Source organism: Mesorhizobium sp. C372A (assembly GCF_030323245.1).
Classification (GTDB): Bacteria; Pseudomonadota; Alphaproteobacteria; order Rhizobiales; family Rhizobiaceae; genus Mesorhizobium.
On record NZ_CP100475.1, the window covers coordinates 1,242,753 to 1,259,357 of the forward strand.

A 16,605-nucleotide genomic window follows, 5' to 3' on the forward strand; every position below is an offset into this window, starting at 1 on the left:
TTATGTCAAGCCGGATTCGATGCTGCAGCGCAGCACACGGGGCAGGTGCGCCACGTTGCGCGCGTAGAGGATATTGAATGGATTTGGGAAGCTGTTTGCACGGGGATGTGAGAGCGGGTTGATGCCGACCCATCGCAACCCAATCATGGCGCCAAGGGAGCGATAGGGCCCAGCCCGTCAGCCGTGGGACGGGTAGCTTCCGACGGAATATTCGAAAACCCTGCCGTCGCGTGTTTGCTTGGCTCTGGTCAGCACTTCCGTCACCTGGATCCAGCTGGGCTCGTCCTTGCGCAGCCTAACTTCCCGGCCGATTGCCTTCACGGCAGCTTGAAACGGCGTAAATGCTTCGATCACCTGCGTCGTGCGCACGGTGTTGTTTTCGATTTCTTCGACGCGATAGACTTTCATCAGCCGGCTGATCGACCCTGTTTCAATCTGCAGACGATTGATCCTGCTCAATTGGGTCGTCACAAGCACAAGCCTATGCCGGGCGAGTGATATCGACAGCGTTTTTGTCAAGCTTGGTTAACCGGGTGGCCCGATCGCAGCTGTTTGTCCGCGAAAGCGAGCATTCGTCGCGGATCCATGGCTCGCTTTGCATCTCGGAAATCAATCCGCGAATCGCTCGCCCTCAGGCGCAGGCGATCTCGGCCAGGATCCAGTCCCGGAAGGCTTTTATCTTCGGCACGTTGCGACGCGCCGTCGGGTAGACCAGCCAATAGGCGTGGCCGTCGTCGCCGACCAGGTCGAAGGGCTGGATCAGGCGGCCGGCGGCGAGCTCGGTCTTGAACAATGCGGTGGTCAGGATTGCCACACCATGGCCGGCGATGGCCGCGTTCGCCTCATAGGCCTGCGCGCCCATGCTGGTGCCGGTGCGCCTGGCAAGTTCGTCCGCCGGGACGCCGGCAAGGGCGAACCATTCCCGCCACCAGATGTCGCCGGGATCGAGAATGGGCAGCTTGAACAGGTCGGCGGGTTCGTGGACGCCACCTATGGTGGCAGCGAGTGCCGGGCTCAGCACCGGGGTGAAATCGGCCTTGAACAAAAGATGGGTCTCCACTCCAGGCCACTTGCCGCTGCCGGAGCGGATAGCGATGTCCATGTCCTCGCGGGCAAAATCGATCACCCTGTTCGAGGTATCGACGCGCACCGCCAGCGACGGATGCGCGACCTGGAAGGAGCCGAGGTGCTGCGCCAGCCAGTTCGAGGCAAAGGTCAGCAGCGTCGAGACGCACAGCACACCATCGGCGCCCCCACGCGCGGCGGAATAGGCGCTTGAGAGCAGGCTGAACGCCTCGCTGACGGCGGGCGCCAGGCGCTGGCCGGGTTCCGTCAGCACAATCTGGCGCGGCTGGCGCAGGAACAGCGGCGAACCGATGCGCTCTTCCAGAAGCTTGATCTGGTAGCTGGCGGCGGCCTGCGTCATGCCGAGTTCCTGCGCGGCCTTGGTGAAGGAGAGATGCCGCGCGACGGCTTCGAACACCCTGATGGCCTGCAGCGGCGGCAACTGGGCGAGCTGTGGTGCCTTGAGATCGGGCATAAGCCCTCCTTATGGGTCGTGATCGACGTTTGATTGGCGGCAAGAGGCAATCAGGCCGATATCTGGTGTCAACGATCAATCAAGTTCAAGCATAGCGGAGGCTGAAGATCATGACCACGGTACAGCAAAAGCTCCATTCGACCCCGGCGCAGAGCTGGTTTTCCCTGCTGGTGCATGAATTTTCCCTGCTTGTGCACCGCCGGCGCGGCTACGTCGACGTCCGGGAGCTGTCGCCGCATCTGCAGCGCGACATGGGTTTTCTCGACGGCAACGACCCGTCCGGGCGCTGCAAATAAACGTGTTGGATTTTATCGATGGGCCGCTTAATCTATCAGGAACCGTCGAGCAAAGCCGTGGCGGTCCGCTCGTCGGTGATGAGGCCATTGACCAGCCGGCGGTTCACAGCGGCCAGGATGCCCGGCAACTTACGCTCGCCCATGGCGAGCGCAATGACCAGCGACTTTTCGCGTGACGGCAAGGCTGCCGACGATACCCGGTCGTTGGTGATGCCCTCGATCATGCGGCCTTCCCGATCGAACACCCAGCCGACGATCTCGGCGACGCCGCCAGCCTTTTGCAACGCCTTCAACTCGCTTTCCGAGATAAAACCGTCCTCGTAGAGCGGCGCCTTCGGGCCGAGATCGCCGATGCCGACAAAGGTCACGTCGGCTTCCGCGGCCAGCGCCAGCGTCGGTTGGATCATCGGCTGGGCAAGCAGCATCTCGCGCTCTTCCGGCGACGAGGCGATGACCGGCAGCGGCATCGGGAACGAGCGCGCCTTGACCCGGTCGGCCATGGTGAAGATGACGTTGTAGAAGGCGGCCGAACCGTCGGGCGAGATGTTGCCGGTCAAGGACACAACCTTGTGCTGCGAGCATTCCATCGGCGGCAATTGCTCGATCGCCGCCTTCAGCGTGCGGCCGGTGCCGATGGCCAAGACGATGGGCGTCGGTGACCGCAGCCGCCGCTCGATCTCGGCCGCAGCCGCCTCGGCAATGCCGATCGTGGTCGAGGATGAGGTTGGATCGCTCGGCACCACTTCGACGAGGTCGAGCGCGAAGCGTGACTTCAGTCTAGCTGCGAGATCAAGGCAATTGGCGATCGGGTGATCGACGCGAACCTTGATCAGCCCCTCCGACACCGCCAGCGACACCAGCCGCTGCGCCGTCTGCCGGGAAATGCCGAGCGTGGCGGCGATCTGGTCCTGGGTGTTGCCGGCAACATAATAAAGCCAGCCGGCGCGCGCTGCCTCGTCCAGCCTGCTGCTGCCGCCGTCTTGCCGCGAATTCAAAATGTGCCTCCAGCCCTGCCCCTTTGCCCGCCCTTGGGCGAAGCGTCATAGTCTTGCAGGGAATGTGTCGGCGCGCAATTGTCTATCGGCAGGGCAATTGCTTGCTGCTTCGATCCGGCCGCCGCGCGGCAACCAACCCAGCGAAAATCGCCAGCGGACGGGCTCGGCGGTTTATCTCCTGATACAAACGCTTTAAGGGGATCGGCAAAGGAGCCTCGCATGACGCCGAAAGCGGTTTTCTGGGATATGGACGGCACGCTGGTCGACAGCGAGCCGCTGCATGAGGCGGCCTTGGTGGCGGCGCTGCGCAGCGTCGGTATCACGCCGCCGGCCGACCTGCATGAGCGGGTGCTGGGCGTCGCCGCCGCACCGGTCTACGAGATGCTGCGCAGCGAGTTCGGCCTCGACCTGCCCTTCGACGACTGGATCGTGCGCAAATACGATCACTACATGCCGATGGCCGAGACGCTGAAGCCGCGCCCCGGCGCGATCGAAGTGTTCAACGAATTGCGCGCGCTCGGCGTGCAGCAGGCGGTGGTGTCCAATTCCGACCGGGTGATCGTCGATGCAAATCTGAGCGCCGTCGGCCTGATCTATCCCGGCATGCGCACGATCAGCCGAAACGACGTGCGCGAAGGCAAGCCGCATCCCGAACCGTTCCTGCGCGCCGCATGGCTGGCCGGCGTCGATCCTTCAGACGCGGTGGCCGTCGACGACAGCGTTACCGGCGCCACATCAGGCCTGGCCGCGGGGATGCGGACGATCTTCTGGCCGGAAGCGCCGATGGCAGGACCGAAGGGCGCTGTCGTGATCAACAGTGCGGAAGAGTTGCGGGCTCAGTTGGGACTCTGAGTGAGCCTATGAACGTCGGCGCTGCCCCTCATCCCCCTGCCGGGACCTTCTCCCCGTGAACGGGGAGAAGGGTGAACTCATTCAGCTCCGGTACACCGGCTCTTCCTCGTCGAGGATCGCCTTCAGCTCGGCAAGGTGACGCTCTGCCTGGCCGGGATAGTCGTCCATCTCGCTGGCGGCCTTTTCGGCAATGGCATCGGACAGCGTGCGCAGCGGACGGCCGGTCCACAGAGCCTTGATGTAGGTTTCGGCGGCGCGCTCGAAATAGAACATGCGGTTGAAGGCGTCGGCGACGGTGTCGCCGATGACCATGACGCCGTGATTGCCCATCACCATCACTTTGACCTTCGGGTCGGTGAGCAGTTGCGAGCAGCGCTCGCCTTCTTCCTCGAAGGCCAGCCCGCCATAATGGGCATCGACGACGTGGCGGTTGAAGAACATGGCCGAGTTCTGATCGATCGGCGGCAGGGTCGAGTCGGCCAGCGATGCCAGCACGGTGGCGTGGATGGAATGCACATGCATGGCGCAGCGCGCATGCGGCACGTTGCGGTGAATGGCGCCGTGCAGACCCCAGGCGGTCGGGTCGGGCGCATTCGGGCCGGACAATGTCTCGGGATCATTGGCGTCGATCAGCAAAAGGTCGCTCGCCTTGATGCGCGAGAAATGCACCTGGTTGGGGTTCATCAGGAATTTGCTGCCGTCCTCGTTGACCGACAGCGAAAAGTGATTGGCCACGGCTTCATGCATGTTGAGCCGCGCCGTCCAGCGGAAGGCGGCGGCCAGATCGACGCGCTCCTCATAGTAGGGCAGGTTGGTCAGCGTTTCCTTTTGCAGGCGGGCGATGCTCATCCGAAAAACCTCCGTTTTTAAGAGAATGCCGCGCTCAGCCGTGGCCAGCAACCGCAAACTGGTGGGTCAGGTTGTCCCAAAACCGCTACGCACTTTTGGGCGACATGCATTACGCCGCCGAGCGAGCCGACTGCAGCCCGCCATGTTCGACGATGAAGTCGATGACTTCCTGCAGTCCCTTGCCGCGCGACAGGTCGGTGAAGCCGAACGGGCGCTTGCCCCGCATTCGGGCGGCGTCGCTCTCCATGACATCGAGGTTGACGTTCACATAGGGCGCCAGATCGCTCTTGTTGATGACCAGGAAATCGGAACGGGTGATCGCCGGCCCGCCCTTCCTGGGGATTTCCTCGCCCTGGCAAACCGAGATGACATAGAGGGTCAGGTCGGCAAGGTCCGGCGAGAAGGTGGCGGCAAGATTGTCGCCGCCGGATTCGATGAAGACGATGTCGAGATCGGGGAATTTCCTGTTCAGTCCGGCGATCGCCTGCAAATTGATCGAGGCGTCCTCACGGATGGCGGTGTGCGGGCAGCCGCCGGTCTCCACGCCGACGATGCGGTCCTCAGGCAGCGCCTGCAGGCGGGCCAGCATCATGGCGTCTTCCTTGGTGTAGATGTCGTTGGTGACGACGGCGATGGAGAAATCGTCGCGCAGCGCCTTGCAGAGCTTTTCGGTGAGCGTCGTCTTGCCGGAGCCGACGGGACCGCCGATGCCGATACGCAGGGGACCGTTTGCCTGAGTCATACCGAAAACTCCGTCATGCCGAAAACTCCGTGATGGCGAGGATGGCGAAGCTGAGCCCGATCAACAGGCAGAGCGGCGAATAGAAGCTGATATCGAGCCGCGCAAAAGGCTGTTCCGGCGCCAGACGGCGCCACCACGGCGTGAAGCCGGCAATGCCGCGGCCGAGGAAGACGAGCCCGATGAGCAGCGCTGTGGCGGCAAGGCCCTCCCTTGGAAAGGGGGAGGCGAAGACCCCGGTCAGCGCCAGCGGCCACAGGGTTGCGAGGCACAGGCACGCGGCAACGGCGAAACAGGGAAACGGCGTCGGCATCTCGTCGACGCCGCGAAAGCCGACGACGGCGTGGGCGCAGGAGACGCCGTCCCTGCCCGGCCAGATGCCGCCAAGGCCCCAATAGACATGCAGCGCGGTGATCAGCAGCAGGACGGCCGAGAGGGCGAAGGCGAGGACGATCATGAGCGGAACAGCCTGGAATACTGCGTCTCGTGCTTCATCGCCATGACGTCGGAGATGAAGGCGCAGCCGCCGAGATCATCGGGTGTCGATCTGGCGGCACGCGCGGCCGTCGCCAGCGCCAGCGGCTCGAAGCCGGCTAGCAGGACAGTCGCTCCGCTTTGGCCGACGATTCCGAGCCGGATCGCCGCCTGGACGAGGTTGGAGAAGAAGGCTTGCAGGAAGGCGGACAGGGCGTCCTGAAGCGCGATGCCGTTGCCGCCGGCAAATGCGCCTACCGCGACGCAATAGGCGCATTCGGCCGGCAAGCGGCCCAGCACGGGATTGGGCCAGGCCGACGCTGCCTTGAGGAAGGCGGCGCCTTGCAGCATCGTCTCAGCGTGGCGCTCCTGCGAGCCGGCCAGCGCTTCGGCGAGACCGGCAATCTCGGCGAGATCACCGCCCTCGCGGGCGCGGCGCCAGGCCTCGGTGAAGAGCACGGCGTCGTTCCAGCCCGAGCCCATCTCGACCAACGTTTCGAGCCAGAAGGCGAGGCTGTCGCTGTCGGGCACAAACCCGTCATGCACGGCACGCTCGAGACCGTGGCTGTAGGCAAAGCCGCCAACCGGGAAGACCGGCGACAGCCATGCCATCAGCCGCAGCAAAGCGATGCCGGAAGGCTGGTCAGTCATGATCGTGATGATGTCCGTCATGGGAATGGCTGTGCGAATGCGATTCGCTGTGTGCGTGGGAATGCCCATCATGGGAATGCGCTTCGGCATGAGCACGGGCATGACCGTGATCGTGGCCATGCGCACCTTGCGCGGAATAGGCGCCGCGCACCGGCTTGAACGGCTCGGAAACGTCGCGCACCGTGGCGCCGAGACCTTCCAGCATCGCCTTGATGACGTGGTCGCGCAAAATCAGGATGCGGCCGGCCTCGATCGCTGCCGCCAGATGCCGGTTGCCGATATGCCAGGCAAGTTCGGTCAGATGCACGGCGTCGCGGGCGCGGATGTCGTAGACCTCTTCGGGCGCTGCGATGATTTCGATATAGCCACCGTCCTCCAGCACCAGCCGGTCGCCATGGTTCAGGGTGACAGGCTCCGGCAGGTCGACCAGCACCTTGCTGCCGTCGGCAAGTTCGATGGCGCGGCGGCGCAGATGGCGCTCGTCATGGGGCAGCACGGCACGGCCGGATGGCGGCACGCTACCGGCAGTGCCGGCCGTCAGCACCGAGACGGCGCGCGGGAATTTGGTGAAGTCGGTGTTGAGGTTGAGTTTCATCGCATGGCTCCGCCATTGGCTTGCGCCCGTGCCCGGGCAGGCCGCGCCAAGACGCGGTCGAAATACGCGTTGACGCGCTCGGACTCGATCGGGAATTTTCCGGCTCGGGCCCAGCCGCCCATGTCGCCCAACAGCACGTCGACGGCGGAAAATCGGTCGCCCAGCGCAAAACGCCTGTTGCCCAGCCGGCCGTCCAGCGCCTTGGTCTCGGAGGCGAAATCGTAGGCGGCGGCAGGACCGACATCGACCCGCACTTCCTTGGGCAGCAGGAAGCGGTGGCGCAGCTTGTTCCACAGCGGCGCCTCGAACTCCGACTGGGCGAAATGCATCCAGGAATCCATCTCGGCGCGGCCGGCGACACCGGGACCGGCGCCCATGCCTTTGTCGGCGTGCTTGTCGGCGAGATAGACGCAGATTGCCGCCGAATCCGTCACCGTCAGCTCGCCGTCGATCAGGATCGGCACCTTGCCCGACGGGTTGAGCGCATAGGCTTCCGGCGAGCGCAATTTGACTTCGACGAATTCATAGGGCTGCCCGAGTTCCTCAAGCATCCACAGAACGCGGCTGACGCGGGATCCACGCGATCCGATGGCCTTGTACATGGTTGAACCTTCTTTCCCCGCGACCCTAAACCATAGCCCCTGCTCAGACGATGGTGTCGAAGAGCCGCAGGATGAACGAAATTTGGTAGATCAGCGTGCCGACGACGAAGGCGATGTGGAAGCGGCGGTCGCGCACCAGTATGGCGGCGATGCACAGCGCCACGAAAACCGGCGTTCGGAACAAATATTCATTGCCGTAGCGGGCGAAATGCTCCGGCCCTTTCAGCAGCGTGTCGACGACATCGAGCAGATAGGTCGTCGCCAGCAGGCCGAAGAACCAGCCGCGGCGCGAATAGAAGAAATCCTCATAGCTGGTGTAGTCGAGCATCGAATCCGGAAACAGCAGCGCACACAGCAGGAACAGCGTGATGGCATAGAAGATCAGGAACAAATATTTGCCGAAGGTCCAGACCTCTATGGTGTAGAGGCCGAACTCCCACCACCAGAAATGCACCAGAAGCAACAGCATGGACGCGACCCAGCCGAGGTGCACGGGATAGAGCTTGTACTGGCCGGGATGCTGGACGATGCGCGCCACCCCCGACAGCAGGCGGGCGACGCCAAGCCCGATCACCATGCCCATGACGATGCGGATATGCGGGAAGATGTCGTGGGCGGAGGCTATTTCGGTGGCCATGACCTGCTACGCGGTTTCTTTGAGCCGCATATTGCGGCGGCACCGACCGGCTCGCAATGGAATTTGCCGGGTCGATCAAATCGCCCCTCGCCTCAAAACAGGAAATACCGCTGCGCCATCGGCAGCACGGTTGCCGGCTCGCAAGTCAAGAGTTCGCCATCGGCGCGAACCTCATAGGTTTCGGGATCGACCTCGATATGCGGCGTGGCGTCGTTGAGGATCATCGAGTGCTTGCCGATGCCGCCGCGGGTATTTTCGACCGCGACGAACTGCTTGTCGACGCCGAGCCTGCCATGCAGGCCGGACTCCAGCGCCGCCTTCGAAACGAAGGTCACCGACGAGTTGGTCCTGGCCTTGCCATAGGCGCCGAACATCGGGCGGTAGTGCATGGGCTGGGGGGTCGGGATAGAGGCGTTGGGGTCGCCCATCGGGGCTGCGGCTATCATGCCGCCGATCAGCACCATGTCCGGTTTGACGCCGAAGAAGGCTGGGTTCCACAGCACCAGATCGGCGCGCTTGCCGACCGCGATCGACCCGATGTCCCTGGACAGCCCATGCGCGATGGCCGGGTTGATGGTGTATTTGGCGATGTAGCGGCGGACGCGGAAATTGTCGTTGTTGCCGGTCTCCTGCGGCAATGACCCGCGCTGGCGCTTCATCTTGTCGGCGGTCTGCCAGGTGCGGATCGCCACCTCGCCGACACGGCCCATGGCCTGCGAGTCCGACGAGATGATCGAGAAGGCGCCGATATCGTGCAAAATGTCTTCCGCCGCGATGGTCTCCTTGCGGATGCGGCCTTCGGCAAAGGCGATGTCTTCAGGGATCGACGGCGACAGATGATGGCACACCATCAGCATGTCGAGATGCTCGGCAAGCGTGTTGACGGTGTAGGGCCGGGTCGGGTTGGTCGAAGACGGAATGACGTTGGGCAGGCCGCAGACCTTGATGATATCGGGCGCATGGCCGCCGCCGGCGCCTTCGGTGTGGAAGGCGTGGATGGTGCGGCCCTTGATGGCGGCGACGGTGTTCTCCACAAAGCCGGATTCGTTCAGCGTGTCGGTGTGGATCATCACCTGCACGTCGTAATCGTCGGCAACCGACAGGCAGCAGTCGATGGCCGCCGGCGTCGTGCCCCAGTCCTCGTGCAGCTTCAGCGAGCAGGCCCCGCCCAGCACCATTTCCTCGAGCGCTGCCGGCAGCGAGGCGTTGCCCTTTCCGGACAGGCCGATGTTCATCGGGAAAGCGTCGAAGGACTGGATCATGCGCGCCATGTGCCAGGGTCCGGGCGTGCAGGTGGTGGCCAGCGTGCCATGCGCCGGGCCGGTGCCGCCGCCGAGCATGGTGGTGATGCCCGACATCAGCGCTTCGTCGATCTGCTGCGGGCAGATGAAGTGGATGTGCGCGTCGAAGCCGCCGGCGGTCAGGATCTTGCCCTCGCCGGCGATGATCTCGGTACCGGGGCCGATGATGATGGTGACACCGTCCTGCGTGTCGGGATTGCCGGCCTTGCCGATCGCCGCGATGCGGCCGTCCCTGAGACCTATATCGGCCTTGAAGATGCCGGCCGTGGCATCGACCACCAGCGCGTTGGTGATGACCGTGTCGACCGCGCCGCCGGCGCGCGACACCTGGCTCTGGCCCATGCCGTCGCGGATGACCTTGCCGCCGCCGAATTTCACCTCCTCGCCATGGACGGTGAGGTCCTTTTCGACCTCGATAAACAGCTCGGTGTCGGCCAGGCGCACTCTGTCGCCGACTGTCGGGCCATACATCTGCGCGTAGGCGGCGCGGGTAATTCTAGCCATCAGTCAATGCTCCCCAAACGAGAGCCCGGCCGCAGCCGAACTCCACATCGTCGCCATCCAATGGTCATGCAATGACCCGCTCGGCGACACCTTCTGATCCCATTTGGCCGTTGAGGTGGCCCTGCCACCCAAACCGCCTGTTTGCCAAACCCTTGGCCAAATCGATGAAAGGAAAATACATGCGCAAGATCATCGTTCTTGCAGCCGCCGCCACGCTGGCCTCCGCAACCGTAGCCGGCGCCCAGCAGCAGCCCACGCCGCAACCGAAGCCGGCGGCGCCCAGCGCTCAGCCGGCGGCGCCGGCAATCCAGAAGGTCAACATCGTCGATATCAGCGAATTGCCCAAGGCCACCCAGACGCAGGTCAATCAGGTGATCGCCCAGCGTGGCGATGCCGGGCTGCAGAAACTGCGCTCTTCGATCGACGCGACGCCGCAGATCAAGTCGGCGCTCGAAGCCAAGGGACTCACCTCGGCACAGGTGGTCGCCGCCAGCATGACCACCGATGGCGCGCTGACCATCGTCACCAAGAAGGCAAGCTGACGACAGGGCATGGCGGGCCGGCATCGGGCCCGCTGGCCCTATCCCGGAGGGAACCTTCGCCGGACGGGAGCCGTTTCGTCCCTTTGGCGCCGAACGGCGTTGCGCAGAAAAGTCTGCCAGGAGCGAGCGATGCCTACCATTCCCCTTGCCGACGCCAGATGGCTCCACGCCATTGCCGCTTGCGCGTTTCTCGCGGCTTTCGGCCCGCAAGCCGCGCAAGGTCTTGAAAGCGCTGACACAGTCAACCGGGCTGACACTGTCAACCGGATTGTGGGCTCCGATGTCCGGCAGGAAGAGGCGCGGACGGAGACGCAGACCAAAAAGATCATCACCGCGATCGAGCGGACGCGTGACAACATCGGTGCCGTGCGCAAGACATCCAAGCTCGATACCGTCGATATCGTCTTCCTCACCGACGCGGCACGCAGCGAAGGCGGCCCGCCGCCGGCCGTCGAGAGCAAGGTCGAACAGCATCAGGACGACATTGCGGAACTGCGGAAGGAGATCGACGCCAACGCCTTGCTGTTCAACGCCATCGATTCGCGGCGCGTGCTTGCGGAAGACGTCCTTGCCGTGGAATTCGACGGCTCGGCAAGAATCGTCATCTACGCGGCGGCCAGGCCGTCGAACTGACGTCCGGGCGCTCGACCCCGTCGATCTCACAGCCTGCCCATGATTTTCTGCTGAAAGCCGTAGACCTCGCGTTTTCCGCCGAGCGGCACCAGCGTGACGTCGCGCTGCTGTCCCGGTTCGAAGCGCATCGCGGTGCCGGCGGCAATGTCGAGGCGCATGCCGCGCGCCTTGTCGCGATCGAATTTCAGACCCTCATTGGTTTCGAAGAAGTGGTAGTGGCTGCCGACCTGGATCGGCCGGTCGCCGCTGTTGGCGACCTTCAGCGTCACCGTCGGCAGCCCCTTGTTGAGCTCGATGTCGCCGCTTGCGGTGATGATTTCGCCGGGAATCATCGTTAGCCTCACAAAACGCCGAAGACCAGGCCGCCGCCGACTGCAGCACAAGCGGCGCCAGCGGCGCGGGCAAGCCCGCGAAAGCGCATGCCGAGGCCAAGGCCGGCAGCGATGCCCATGGCATGGAGAAGTGCGGTGGCAACGGCAAAGCCGGCCATATAGTCAAGCCCACCTGCATTTTCCGGCACTTCGGTGCCGTGGGCATGGCCATGGAACAGCGCGAACAGGCCGATGATGGCGACTCCGGCCGAGACCGGCAGATCGACCGCCAACGCCACTAGCAAGCCAAGCGCGACGACGGAGGCAAGGATGCCCGGTTCGACGAAAGGCACCGGCACGTGGAGCATGCCGAGCGCGCCGCCGACCAGCATGACGCCGACAAAGGCCAGCGGCCAGGCCCAGATCGCCTTGCCGCCCTTGAGCGCCGCCCACAGGCCGACGGCGACCATGACGGTCATATGGTCGAGGCCGGACAGCGGATGCGCGAAGCCCGCCGCGAAGGACGAGGTGGTGCCGATGCCGACATGGGCATAGGCGGGCATCGCCGCCGCCAGCAGCAGGATCGCTGCAAGCGTGGTGCGTTTGGTTGAAGCAGAGATCATCGGTCTTCCCTTCGAAGTCACGAAAACAATCACGCAGCCTTGCGCGGGCCGCAGCCCTCGGCCTTGAGCACGCGTTGGGTCGAGGCCGGATATTTCACCAGTTTCTCCACTGGGCGGATCGGGCGTGCGGAAAAATTGCCGCCGCAGTTCGGGCAGACGCCGCCCAGCACATGTTCAGCGCAGTCAGCGCAGAAGGTGCATTCAAAGGTGCAGATCAGCGCGTCCGCCGCTTCCGGCGGCAGGTCCTTGTCGCAGCATTCGCAATTCGGTCGCAGCTCCAGCATCGTTTTTCTCCTCACCTGATCGGTTCGTGAACGGTCACCAACTTGGTGCCGTCGGGAAAGGTCGCCTCGACCTGCACGTCGTGGATCATCTCGGCGATGCCTTCCATCACCTGCGCGCGGGTGATGACATGGGCGCCGGCCTCCATCAGTTCGGCGACCGGGCGGCCGTCGCGGGCGCCCTCGACGACGAAATCGGTGATCAGCGCGATCGCTTCGGGGTGATTGAGCTTGACGCCGCGTTCCAGCCGCTTGCGCGCCACGATCGCCGCCATGGCGATGAGCAGCTTGTCCTTTTCACGCGGCGTCAGGTTCATGCGCTTTCCTGGATTTGGCCTGGATTTGGCTCAGAGTGACCATAATTTGGGCAGACCCGCCCGCCCGTTGAGCAGTTCGACGAGCGGAACCAGCCGCTTGCGCAGCTGGTAGCCGTCCTCGGCAAACAGCCTCGCAAGAAGCTTGCCAGATTTTTTGACGCTCCAGGCGCTGGCATCGCCGTCGGCGCCGATGATGTCGCGGGCCGCATCGAGCAAGCCTTCGGCCTGCGGCGAAACCATCAGCAGCGTCGCAGCGGCAATGGCGCCGCCGGCGACCGCCGGGCGGCCAAGTGCCGCCGCGATAGCCGGCCCGATGCGGGAATCCTCGGCATGAACGAGCGCACCATCCTGGCGGACACGCCAACGGTCGTGGAAATGGCCGTGCGCGGCCTCTTCGCCCATGGCGAGGCGGCCGAATATGGTGGCTTCAAGCAGCAATGCCTCGGCGCCTGCGGCAAGCTCGACCTCGAGCGTGCGGGCAAAGGCCGAGCGGTCGAAGACGATGGTTTCCTGGGGCAGCCAGGCGATACGCCCGCCCGCGCCGACGCTGAGCTTCACCCGAACTTCGGCGCGGTCGCTAGCGGCACGATAGATCTTTTCGCAGGCCTGGGTGGTTATCGAGGCGGAGGCACCTGGCCCGACATCGATTTCCCAGCCGAGCCGATCGCCGCCGGTCAGACCGCCGGCGGTGTTGATGAGCACGGCTTCGAGCGGATCGGCCGCAACGGCCGGCATGCGGATTTTGGCCGAGCCGTCCTGATAGAGGCGCAAAAGCCGGGTGCGTCCATCCCTGACGCCGCACGCAAGCCGGGCCGCCCCGGCCGCGCGCTGGGCCGGAAGAGCTGAGATCAAGACATGCTGCAACGTATCCACGGCGCTAACGTTAAGCACTCCCGGCGCTTTGTCGATATGGTGCTTGTTAATATAGCTTGTTGCTTGACAGCGTTTCCGTTTCTATAGAGGGAGCCTCTTTGGAACGGTCATGCTGCGCCTGGCGGGTTTTTGAAGGCGACGGCGATTTCAGTCCAGGCAACAGGGGCGCCAACCAATCGGCACCGCGACGTTATAAAATTGGGGAAGGAATCGAATGGCTGACGAGCTGGCAACGGAAATCATCGCCAAGATCAGGGCACATGCGGAGCCCGGTGGCGAAGAGATCACCACCAATACGGAATTGACCGCGCTTGGCATCCATTCCCTGGAACTGACCGAGATCATCTTCGATCTCGAGGAGCAGTACGGCATCGAGATCGAGATGAACACGGTCGATGCCTGGAGCAATCTCAAGAATGTCGGCGATATGGTTGAGGCTGTTCGCGCGCTGATTGCGAAAAAAGCCTGAGCTGAATGCAAAAGCGCGTCGTCATTACCGGCATCGGCGGCATATGCGGGCTCGGCGCCAATGCGCCTGCAATCTGGAACGAAATGCGGGCCGGCCGATCGGCCATCGGTCAAATCAGCAATCCCGGTTTGCATGATTTGAAGGTCAAGGTCGGCTGCGAAATCAAGACGCTGCCCGACCATGGCATCAGCCACAAGCAGACCGTGTCGATGGACCGCTTCAGCCTTTTGGCGACGATTGCCGCGCGCGAAGCCATGCAGCATGCCGGCCTGACATCGAATGAAGCAACCACCTACCGGATGGGCGCGGTTGTCGGCGTCGGCGTCTGCGGCTGGGAGGCGATCGAGGAGAACTATCGCGCCATCCTGGTCGACGGCAAGAACCGGGCCGGCATCTTCACCGTGCCGAAAGTGATGCCGAGTGCGGCATCCGGCCATGTCAGCATGAATCTCGGCCTGCGCGGGCCGGTGTTCGGCGTCACTTCGGCCTGCTCCTCGTCCAATCACGCCTTTGCCTCGGCGGTCGACCAGATCCGGCTCGGCCGCGCCGATGTCATGGTCGCCGGCGGCACCGACGCGCCGCTGCTTTGGGGCATCCTGAAGGGCTGGGAGGCCCTGCGGGTGCTGGCGCCCGATACCTGCCGGCCGTTCTCGGCCGATCGCCAAGGCCTGTCGCTCGGCGAAGGTGCTGGAATGGCGGTGCTGGAAACGTATGAACACGCCATGGCGCGCGGCGCGACCATTCTGGCCGAATTTGCCGGAGCCGGCCTTTCCGCCGACGCTTCCGATATCGTCGCGCCGACTGTCGAGGGACCGACGGCGGCGATGCGCGCCTGCCTGGCGGACGCCGGGCTCAATCCCGAGGACGTCGACTATCTCAACGCCCACGGCACCGGCACCAAGGCCAACGACCAGATCGAGACGGCGGCAATCAAGCGCGTCTTCGGCGACCATGCCTATAAGCTGTCGGTGTCGTCGACCAAGTCGATGCATGCCCATTGCCTCGGCGCCTCGGGCGGCCTGGAAATGATCGCCTGCGTGATGGCGATCCGCGAAGGCATCGTGCCGCCGACGGCCAATTTCCGGCAGGCCGACCCCGACTGCGATCTCGACATCACGCCGAATGTGGCGCGCGAGCGCAAGGTGCGCGCGGCGATCAGCAACGGTTTTGCCTTCGGCGGCACCAATGCCGTGGTGGCGTTCAAGGCGGTCTGACGGCAAGCGACTGGCCTGAGCGACTGGCCCTGAATGACTGCGAAGACGGTGTGTGCACCTTCGACCGGTTGATCGGCAAAGAAGCCGAGGATAATCCTTCGCAACTCGCCAGACGGCGCGATACCGCGCCAAATTCCCGACCGGAGCTTTCGATGACCGACCTGTCCGCCTTTCCGATCACCAAGCGCTGGCCGGCCAGCCACCCCGACCGCCTGCAGCTCTATTCCGCGACGACGCCGAATGGGGTGAAAGTCTCGATCGCGCTGGAAGAACTCGGCCTCCCCTACGAGGCGCATCTGGTGGATATCGGCAAGGACCAGAGCTGGACGCCGGAATTCCTGTCGCTGAACCCGAACGGCAAGATACCTGCGATCATCGACCCCGACGGGCCGGGCGGCAGGCCATTCGGCCTGTTCGAATCCGGCGCCATCCTGCTCTACCTCACCGACAAGACCGGCAAGCTGATCCCTGCCGATCCGGCGCGGCGCTACGAGACCATCCAATGGGTGTTCTTCCAGATGGCGGCGATCGGGCCGATTTTCGGACAGGTCGGGTTTTTCAACAAATTCGCCGGACGCGAGATCGCCGACAAGCGGCCGCTGGATCGCTACCGCAATGAATCGCGGCGGCTGATCGGGGTGCTGGAGACGCGGCTGAAGGGTCGAACCTGGATCATGGACGACGACTATACCATCGCCGACATTTCGATGCTGGGCTGGGTGCGCAATCTGATCGGCTTCTACGAGGCGCGCGAACTCGTCGGCTTCGACGACTTCCCCACCGTCGCGGCATGGCTGGAGCGCGGGCTGGCGCGGCCCGCGGTGCAGCGCGGCCTGACCATTCCCGCCAGGAATTGACCTCGGCCAGCCGAAGCAGCCGGGTCTATTTCGCCTTGGCCTTGCTTTTCGAGCCGCCCTTGCCGATGACGGACGCAGCGAGCGACGCAGCGCCCCTGGCTGTCGCCGCCACCGCACCAGCGGCGACATTGGCGGTCGCCTTGACGGTGCGCATCGCGCCGCCGGCCACCGAGCCGCTGCTTGCCGGCTTCTTGGGTTTGGCGGTTTTCGCCGTCACCTTTGCCGTCGCCACCGGTTCTACCTTCTTTGGCGCCGCTTTGCCGAAAGCCGGCTTTGCGTCCTTGGACCGCTCGGCGATCGCCGGGCCGGCGCCTGCCTTCGCCTGCGTGGCCTTTGCCTGCCTGGCTTTGGGTTGAGCGGTCTTGCTCTTGGCGGGTGTTTTTGCCTTGGTTGCCATCTGACGGTTCCCTCACGGCGGCACGATTGCCGATGAGAGATAACGACCTGAAA

At 64.1% G+C, this 16,605-nt stretch carries 24 protein-coding genes; 7 read left to right on the forward strand and 17 right to left on the reverse strand.

Annotated elements, in window-relative coordinates; translation table 11 throughout:
- Nucleotides 1-177 precede the first annotated feature (177 nt).
- Nucleotides 178-459: a hypothetical protein gene (locus NLY42_RS05730; RefSeq protein ID WP_023683593.1), complete on the reverse strand. Its 282-nt coding sequence runs from the start codon at nucleotides 457-459 to the stop codon at nucleotides 178-180.
- Between the two features lie 172 nt (nucleotides 460-631).
- Nucleotides 632-1,540, reverse strand: a complete 909-nt coding sequence (locus NLY42_RS05735) for a LysR substrate-binding domain-containing protein (protein ID WP_023671245.1) — start codon at nucleotides 1,538-1,540, stop codon at nucleotides 632-634.
- A 110-nt stretch (nucleotides 1,541-1,650) separates the two neighbouring features.
- Between NLY42_RS05735 and NLY42_RS05740 the strand changes: the two genes are divergently transcribed.
- Complete coding sequence (locus tag NLY42_RS05740; RefSeq protein WP_023671244.1) at nucleotides 1,651-1,836, forward strand: hypothetical protein; 186 nt, start codon at nucleotides 1,651-1,653, stop codon at nucleotides 1,834-1,836.
- 35 nt (nucleotides 1,837-1,871) lie between these two features.
- On the opposite strand, the gene NLY42_RS05745 is transcribed toward NLY42_RS05740, so the two are convergent.
- Nucleotides 1,872-2,831, reverse strand: a complete 960-nt coding sequence (locus NLY42_RS05745; protein ID WP_023671243.1) for a sugar-binding transcriptional regulator — start codon at nucleotides 2,829-2,831, stop codon at nucleotides 1,872-1,874.
- Between the two features lie 219 nt (nucleotides 2,832-3,050).
- On the opposite strand from NLY42_RS05745, the gene NLY42_RS05750 reads away from it, so the two are divergent.
- Nucleotides 3,051-3,683: an HAD family hydrolase gene (locus NLY42_RS05750; RefSeq protein WP_023671242.1), complete on the forward strand. Its 633-nt coding sequence runs from the start codon at nucleotides 3,051-3,053 to the stop codon at nucleotides 3,681-3,683.
- An 81-nt stretch (nucleotides 3,684-3,764) separates the two neighbouring features.
- On the opposite strand, the gene NLY42_RS05755 is transcribed toward NLY42_RS05750, so the two are convergent.
- The 8 genes from NLY42_RS05755 to ureC form a co-directional block, all read right to left on the reverse strand.
- Nucleotides 3,765-4,532 carry a class II aldolase and adducin N-terminal domain-containing protein gene (locus tag NLY42_RS05755; RefSeq protein WP_023671241.1) on the reverse strand — a complete coding sequence of 256 codons (768 nt, stop codon included), beginning with the start codon at nucleotides 4,530-4,532 and terminating at the stop codon, nucleotides 3,765-3,767.
- 109 nt (nucleotides 4,533-4,641) lie between these two features.
- Nucleotides 4,642-5,274 (reverse strand): urease accessory protein UreG, encoded by a 633-nt coding sequence (ureG, locus tag NLY42_RS05760; RefSeq protein ID WP_023671240.1) that lies wholly within the window; start codon nucleotides 5,272-5,274, stop codon nucleotides 4,642-4,644.
- A gap of 13 nt (nucleotides 5,275-5,287) precedes the next feature.
- On the reverse strand, nucleotides 5,288-5,728 hold the full coding sequence (locus NLY42_RS05765; protein WP_023671239.1) for a DUF3995 domain-containing protein: 441 nt from the start codon (nucleotides 5,726-5,728) through the stop codon (nucleotides 5,288-5,290).
- Nucleotides 5,725-6,396 (reverse strand): urease accessory protein UreF, encoded by a 672-nt coding sequence (locus NLY42_RS05770; RefSeq protein ID WP_023695871.1) that lies wholly within the window; start codon nucleotides 6,394-6,396, stop codon nucleotides 5,725-5,727. Before NLY42_RS05770 ends, NLY42_RS05765 begins: the two co-directional genes overlap by 4 nt.
- Nucleotides 6,389-6,991: an urease accessory protein UreE gene (locus NLY42_RS05775; RefSeq protein ID WP_023755464.1), complete on the reverse strand. Its 603-nt coding sequence runs from the start codon at nucleotides 6,989-6,991 to the stop codon at nucleotides 6,389-6,391. Before NLY42_RS05775 ends, NLY42_RS05770 begins: the two co-directional genes overlap by 8 nt.
- On the reverse strand, nucleotides 6,988-7,593 hold the full coding sequence (locus tag NLY42_RS05780; protein ID WP_023755465.1) for a glutathione S-transferase family protein: 606 nt from the start codon (nucleotides 7,591-7,593) through the stop codon (nucleotides 6,988-6,990). Before NLY42_RS05780 ends, NLY42_RS05775 begins: the two co-directional genes overlap by 4 nt.
- Before the next feature lie 43 nt (nucleotides 7,594-7,636).
- Nucleotides 7,637-8,230 carry a hypothetical protein gene (locus NLY42_RS05785; RefSeq protein WP_023695869.1) on the reverse strand — a complete coding sequence of 198 codons (594 nt, stop codon included), beginning with the start codon at nucleotides 8,228-8,230 and terminating at the stop codon, nucleotides 7,637-7,639.
- Between the two features lie 92 nt (nucleotides 8,231-8,322).
- Nucleotides 8,323-10,035 carry an urease subunit alpha gene (gene ureC, locus NLY42_RS05790; protein WP_031244814.1) on the reverse strand — a complete coding sequence of 571 codons (1,713 nt, stop codon included), beginning with the start codon at nucleotides 10,033-10,035 and terminating at the stop codon, nucleotides 8,323-8,325.
- Between the two features lie 179 nt (nucleotides 10,036-10,214).
- On the opposite strand from ureC, the gene NLY42_RS05795 reads away from it, so the two are divergent.
- Nucleotides 10,215-10,577 (forward strand): hypothetical protein, encoded by a 363-nt coding sequence (locus NLY42_RS05795; protein WP_023700466.1) that lies wholly within the window; start codon nucleotides 10,215-10,217, stop codon nucleotides 10,575-10,577.
- Nucleotides 10,578-10,706: 129 nt separating this feature from the next.
- Nucleotides 10,707-11,210: a hypothetical protein gene (locus NLY42_RS05800; RefSeq protein ID WP_023700467.1), complete on the forward strand. Its 504-nt coding sequence runs from the start codon at nucleotides 10,707-10,709 to the stop codon at nucleotides 11,208-11,210.
- Between the two features lie 26 nt (nucleotides 11,211-11,236).
- On the opposite strand, the gene NLY42_RS05805 is transcribed toward NLY42_RS05800, so the two are convergent.
- Genes NLY42_RS05805 through NLY42_RS05825 form a run of 5 tightly spaced genes read right to left on the reverse strand, consistent with a single transcriptional unit; the run spans nucleotide 11,237 to nucleotide 13,594 of the window.
- Nucleotides 11,237-11,542 carry an urease subunit beta gene (locus tag NLY42_RS05805; RefSeq protein WP_023700468.1) on the reverse strand — a complete coding sequence of 102 codons (306 nt, stop codon included), beginning with the start codon at nucleotides 11,540-11,542 and terminating at the stop codon, nucleotides 11,237-11,239.
- An 8-nt stretch (nucleotides 11,543-11,550) separates the two neighbouring features.
- Nucleotides 11,551-12,144, reverse strand: coding sequence for a HupE/UreJ family protein (locus tag NLY42_RS05810; RefSeq protein ID WP_023671230.1), 594 nt, complete (start codon nucleotides 12,142-12,144; stop codon nucleotides 11,551-11,553).
- Nucleotides 12,145-12,173: 29 nt separating this feature from the next.
- A complete protein-coding gene (locus NLY42_RS05815; RefSeq protein ID WP_023671229.1) occupies nucleotides 12,174-12,428 on the reverse strand; it encodes a DUF1272 domain-containing protein in 255 nt (84 codons plus the stop codon).
- Between the two features lie 11 nt (nucleotides 12,429-12,439).
- On the reverse strand, nucleotides 12,440-12,742 hold the full coding sequence (locus NLY42_RS05820) for an urease subunit gamma (protein WP_023671228.1): 303 nt from the start codon (nucleotides 12,740-12,742) through the stop codon (nucleotides 12,440-12,442).
- Between the two features lie 30 nt (nucleotides 12,743-12,772).
- Nucleotides 12,773-13,594, reverse strand: a complete 822-nt coding sequence (locus tag NLY42_RS05825) for an urease accessory protein UreD (RefSeq protein WP_084568503.1) — start codon at nucleotides 13,592-13,594, stop codon at nucleotides 12,773-12,775.
- A gap of 235 nt (nucleotides 13,595-13,829) precedes the next feature.
- Here NLY42_RS05825 and NLY42_RS05830 point away from each other — a divergent pair, with 235 nt between their 5' ends.
- From NLY42_RS05830 to NLY42_RS05840, 3 genes are all read left to right on the forward strand, one after another.
- Complete coding sequence (locus NLY42_RS05830; protein WP_023671226.1) at nucleotides 13,830-14,084, forward strand: acyl carrier protein; 255 nt, start codon at nucleotides 13,830-13,832, stop codon at nucleotides 14,082-14,084.
- Between the two features lie 5 nt (nucleotides 14,085-14,089).
- Entirely contained in the window at nucleotides 14,090-15,298 is a 1,209-nt protein-coding gene (locus tag NLY42_RS05835) for a beta-ketoacyl-[acyl-carrier-protein] synthase family protein (protein ID WP_023683604.1), read from the forward strand.
- Nucleotides 15,299-15,450: 152 nt separating this feature from the next.
- On the forward strand, nucleotides 15,451-16,155 hold the full coding sequence (locus NLY42_RS05840) for a glutathione S-transferase family protein (protein ID WP_023671224.1): 705 nt from the start codon (nucleotides 15,451-15,453) through the stop codon (nucleotides 16,153-16,155).
- Between the two features lie 25 nt (nucleotides 16,156-16,180).
- On the opposite strand, the gene NLY42_RS05845 is transcribed toward NLY42_RS05840, so the two are convergent.
- Nucleotides 16,181-16,552 (reverse strand): hypothetical protein, encoded by a 372-nt coding sequence (locus NLY42_RS05845; protein WP_023683605.1) that lies wholly within the window; start codon nucleotides 16,550-16,552, stop codon nucleotides 16,181-16,183.
- Nucleotides 16,553-16,605 lie beyond the last annotated feature (53 nt).

Coding starts and splice junctions, on each gene's coding strand:
- NLY42_RS05800 (WP_023700467.1), top strand. CDS start 10,707: ATGCCTACCATTCCCCTTGCCGACGCCAGATGGCTCCACGCCATTGCC.
- NLY42_RS05845 (WP_023683605.1), bottom strand. CDS start 16,552: ATGGCAACCAAGGCAAAAACACCCGCCAAGAGCAAGACCGCTCAACCC.
- NLY42_RS05830 (WP_023671226.1), top strand. CDS start 13,830: ATGGCTGACGAGCTGGCAACGGAAATCATCGCCAAGATCAGGGCACAT.
- NLY42_RS05755 (WP_023671241.1), bottom strand. CDS start 4,532: ATGAGCATCGCCCGCCTGCAAAAGGAAACGCTGACCAACCTGCCCTAC.
- NLY42_RS05795 (WP_023700466.1), top strand. CDS start 10,215: ATGCGCAAGATCATCGTTCTTGCAGCCGCCGCCACGCTGGCCTCCGCA.
- NLY42_RS05735 (WP_023671245.1), bottom strand. CDS start 1,540: ATGCCCGATCTCAAGGCACCACAGCTCGCCCAGTTGCCGCCGCTGCAG.
- NLY42_RS05765 (WP_023671239.1), bottom strand. CDS start 5,728: ATGATCGTCCTCGCCTTCGCCCTCTCGGCCGTCCTGCTGCTGATCACC.
- NLY42_RS05750 (WP_023671242.1), top strand. CDS start 3,051: ATGACGCCGAAAGCGGTTTTCTGGGATATGGACGGCACGCTGGTCGAC.
- NLY42_RS05840 (WP_023671224.1), top strand. CDS start 15,451: ATGACCGACCTGTCCGCCTTTCCGATCACCAAGCGCTGGCCGGCCAGC.
- NLY42_RS05805 (WP_023700468.1), bottom strand. CDS start 11,542: ATGATTCCCGGCGAAATCATCACCGCAAGCGGCGACATCGAGCTCAAC.
- NLY42_RS05780 (WP_023755465.1), bottom strand. CDS start 7,593: ATGTACAAGGCCATCGGATCGCGTGGATCCCGCGTCAGCCGCGTTCTG.
- NLY42_RS05775 (WP_023755464.1), bottom strand. CDS start 6,991: ATGAAACTCAACCTCAACACCGACTTCACCAAATTCCCGCGCGCCGTC.
- NLY42_RS05815 (WP_023671229.1), bottom strand. CDS start 12,428: ATGCTGGAGCTGCGACCGAATTGCGAATGCTGCGACAAGGACCTGCCG.
- ureG (WP_023671240.1), bottom strand. CDS start 5,274: ATGACTCAGGCAAACGGTCCCCTGCGTATCGGCATCGGCGGTCCCGTC.
- NLY42_RS05810 (WP_023671230.1), bottom strand. CDS start 12,144: ATGATCTCTGCTTCAACCAAACGCACCACGCTTGCAGCGATCCTGCTG.
- ureC (WP_031244814.1), bottom strand. CDS start 10,035: ATGGCTAGAATTACCCGCGCCGCCTACGCGCAGATGTATGGCCCGACA.
- NLY42_RS05835 (WP_023683604.1), top strand. CDS start 14,090: ATGCAAAAGCGCGTCGTCATTACCGGCATCGGCGGCATATGCGGGCTC.
- NLY42_RS05740 (WP_023671244.1), top strand. CDS start 1,651: ATGACCACGGTACAGCAAAAGCTCCATTCGACCCCGGCGCAGAGCTGG.
- NLY42_RS05785 (WP_023695869.1), bottom strand. CDS start 8,230: ATGGCCACCGAAATAGCCTCCGCCCACGACATCTTCCCGCATATCCGC.
- NLY42_RS05820 (WP_023671228.1), bottom strand. CDS start 12,742: ATGAACCTGACGCCGCGTGAAAAGGACAAGCTGCTCATCGCCATGGCG.
- NLY42_RS05770 (WP_023695871.1), bottom strand. CDS start 6,396: ATGACTGACCAGCCTTCCGGCATCGCTTTGCTGCGGCTGATGGCATGG.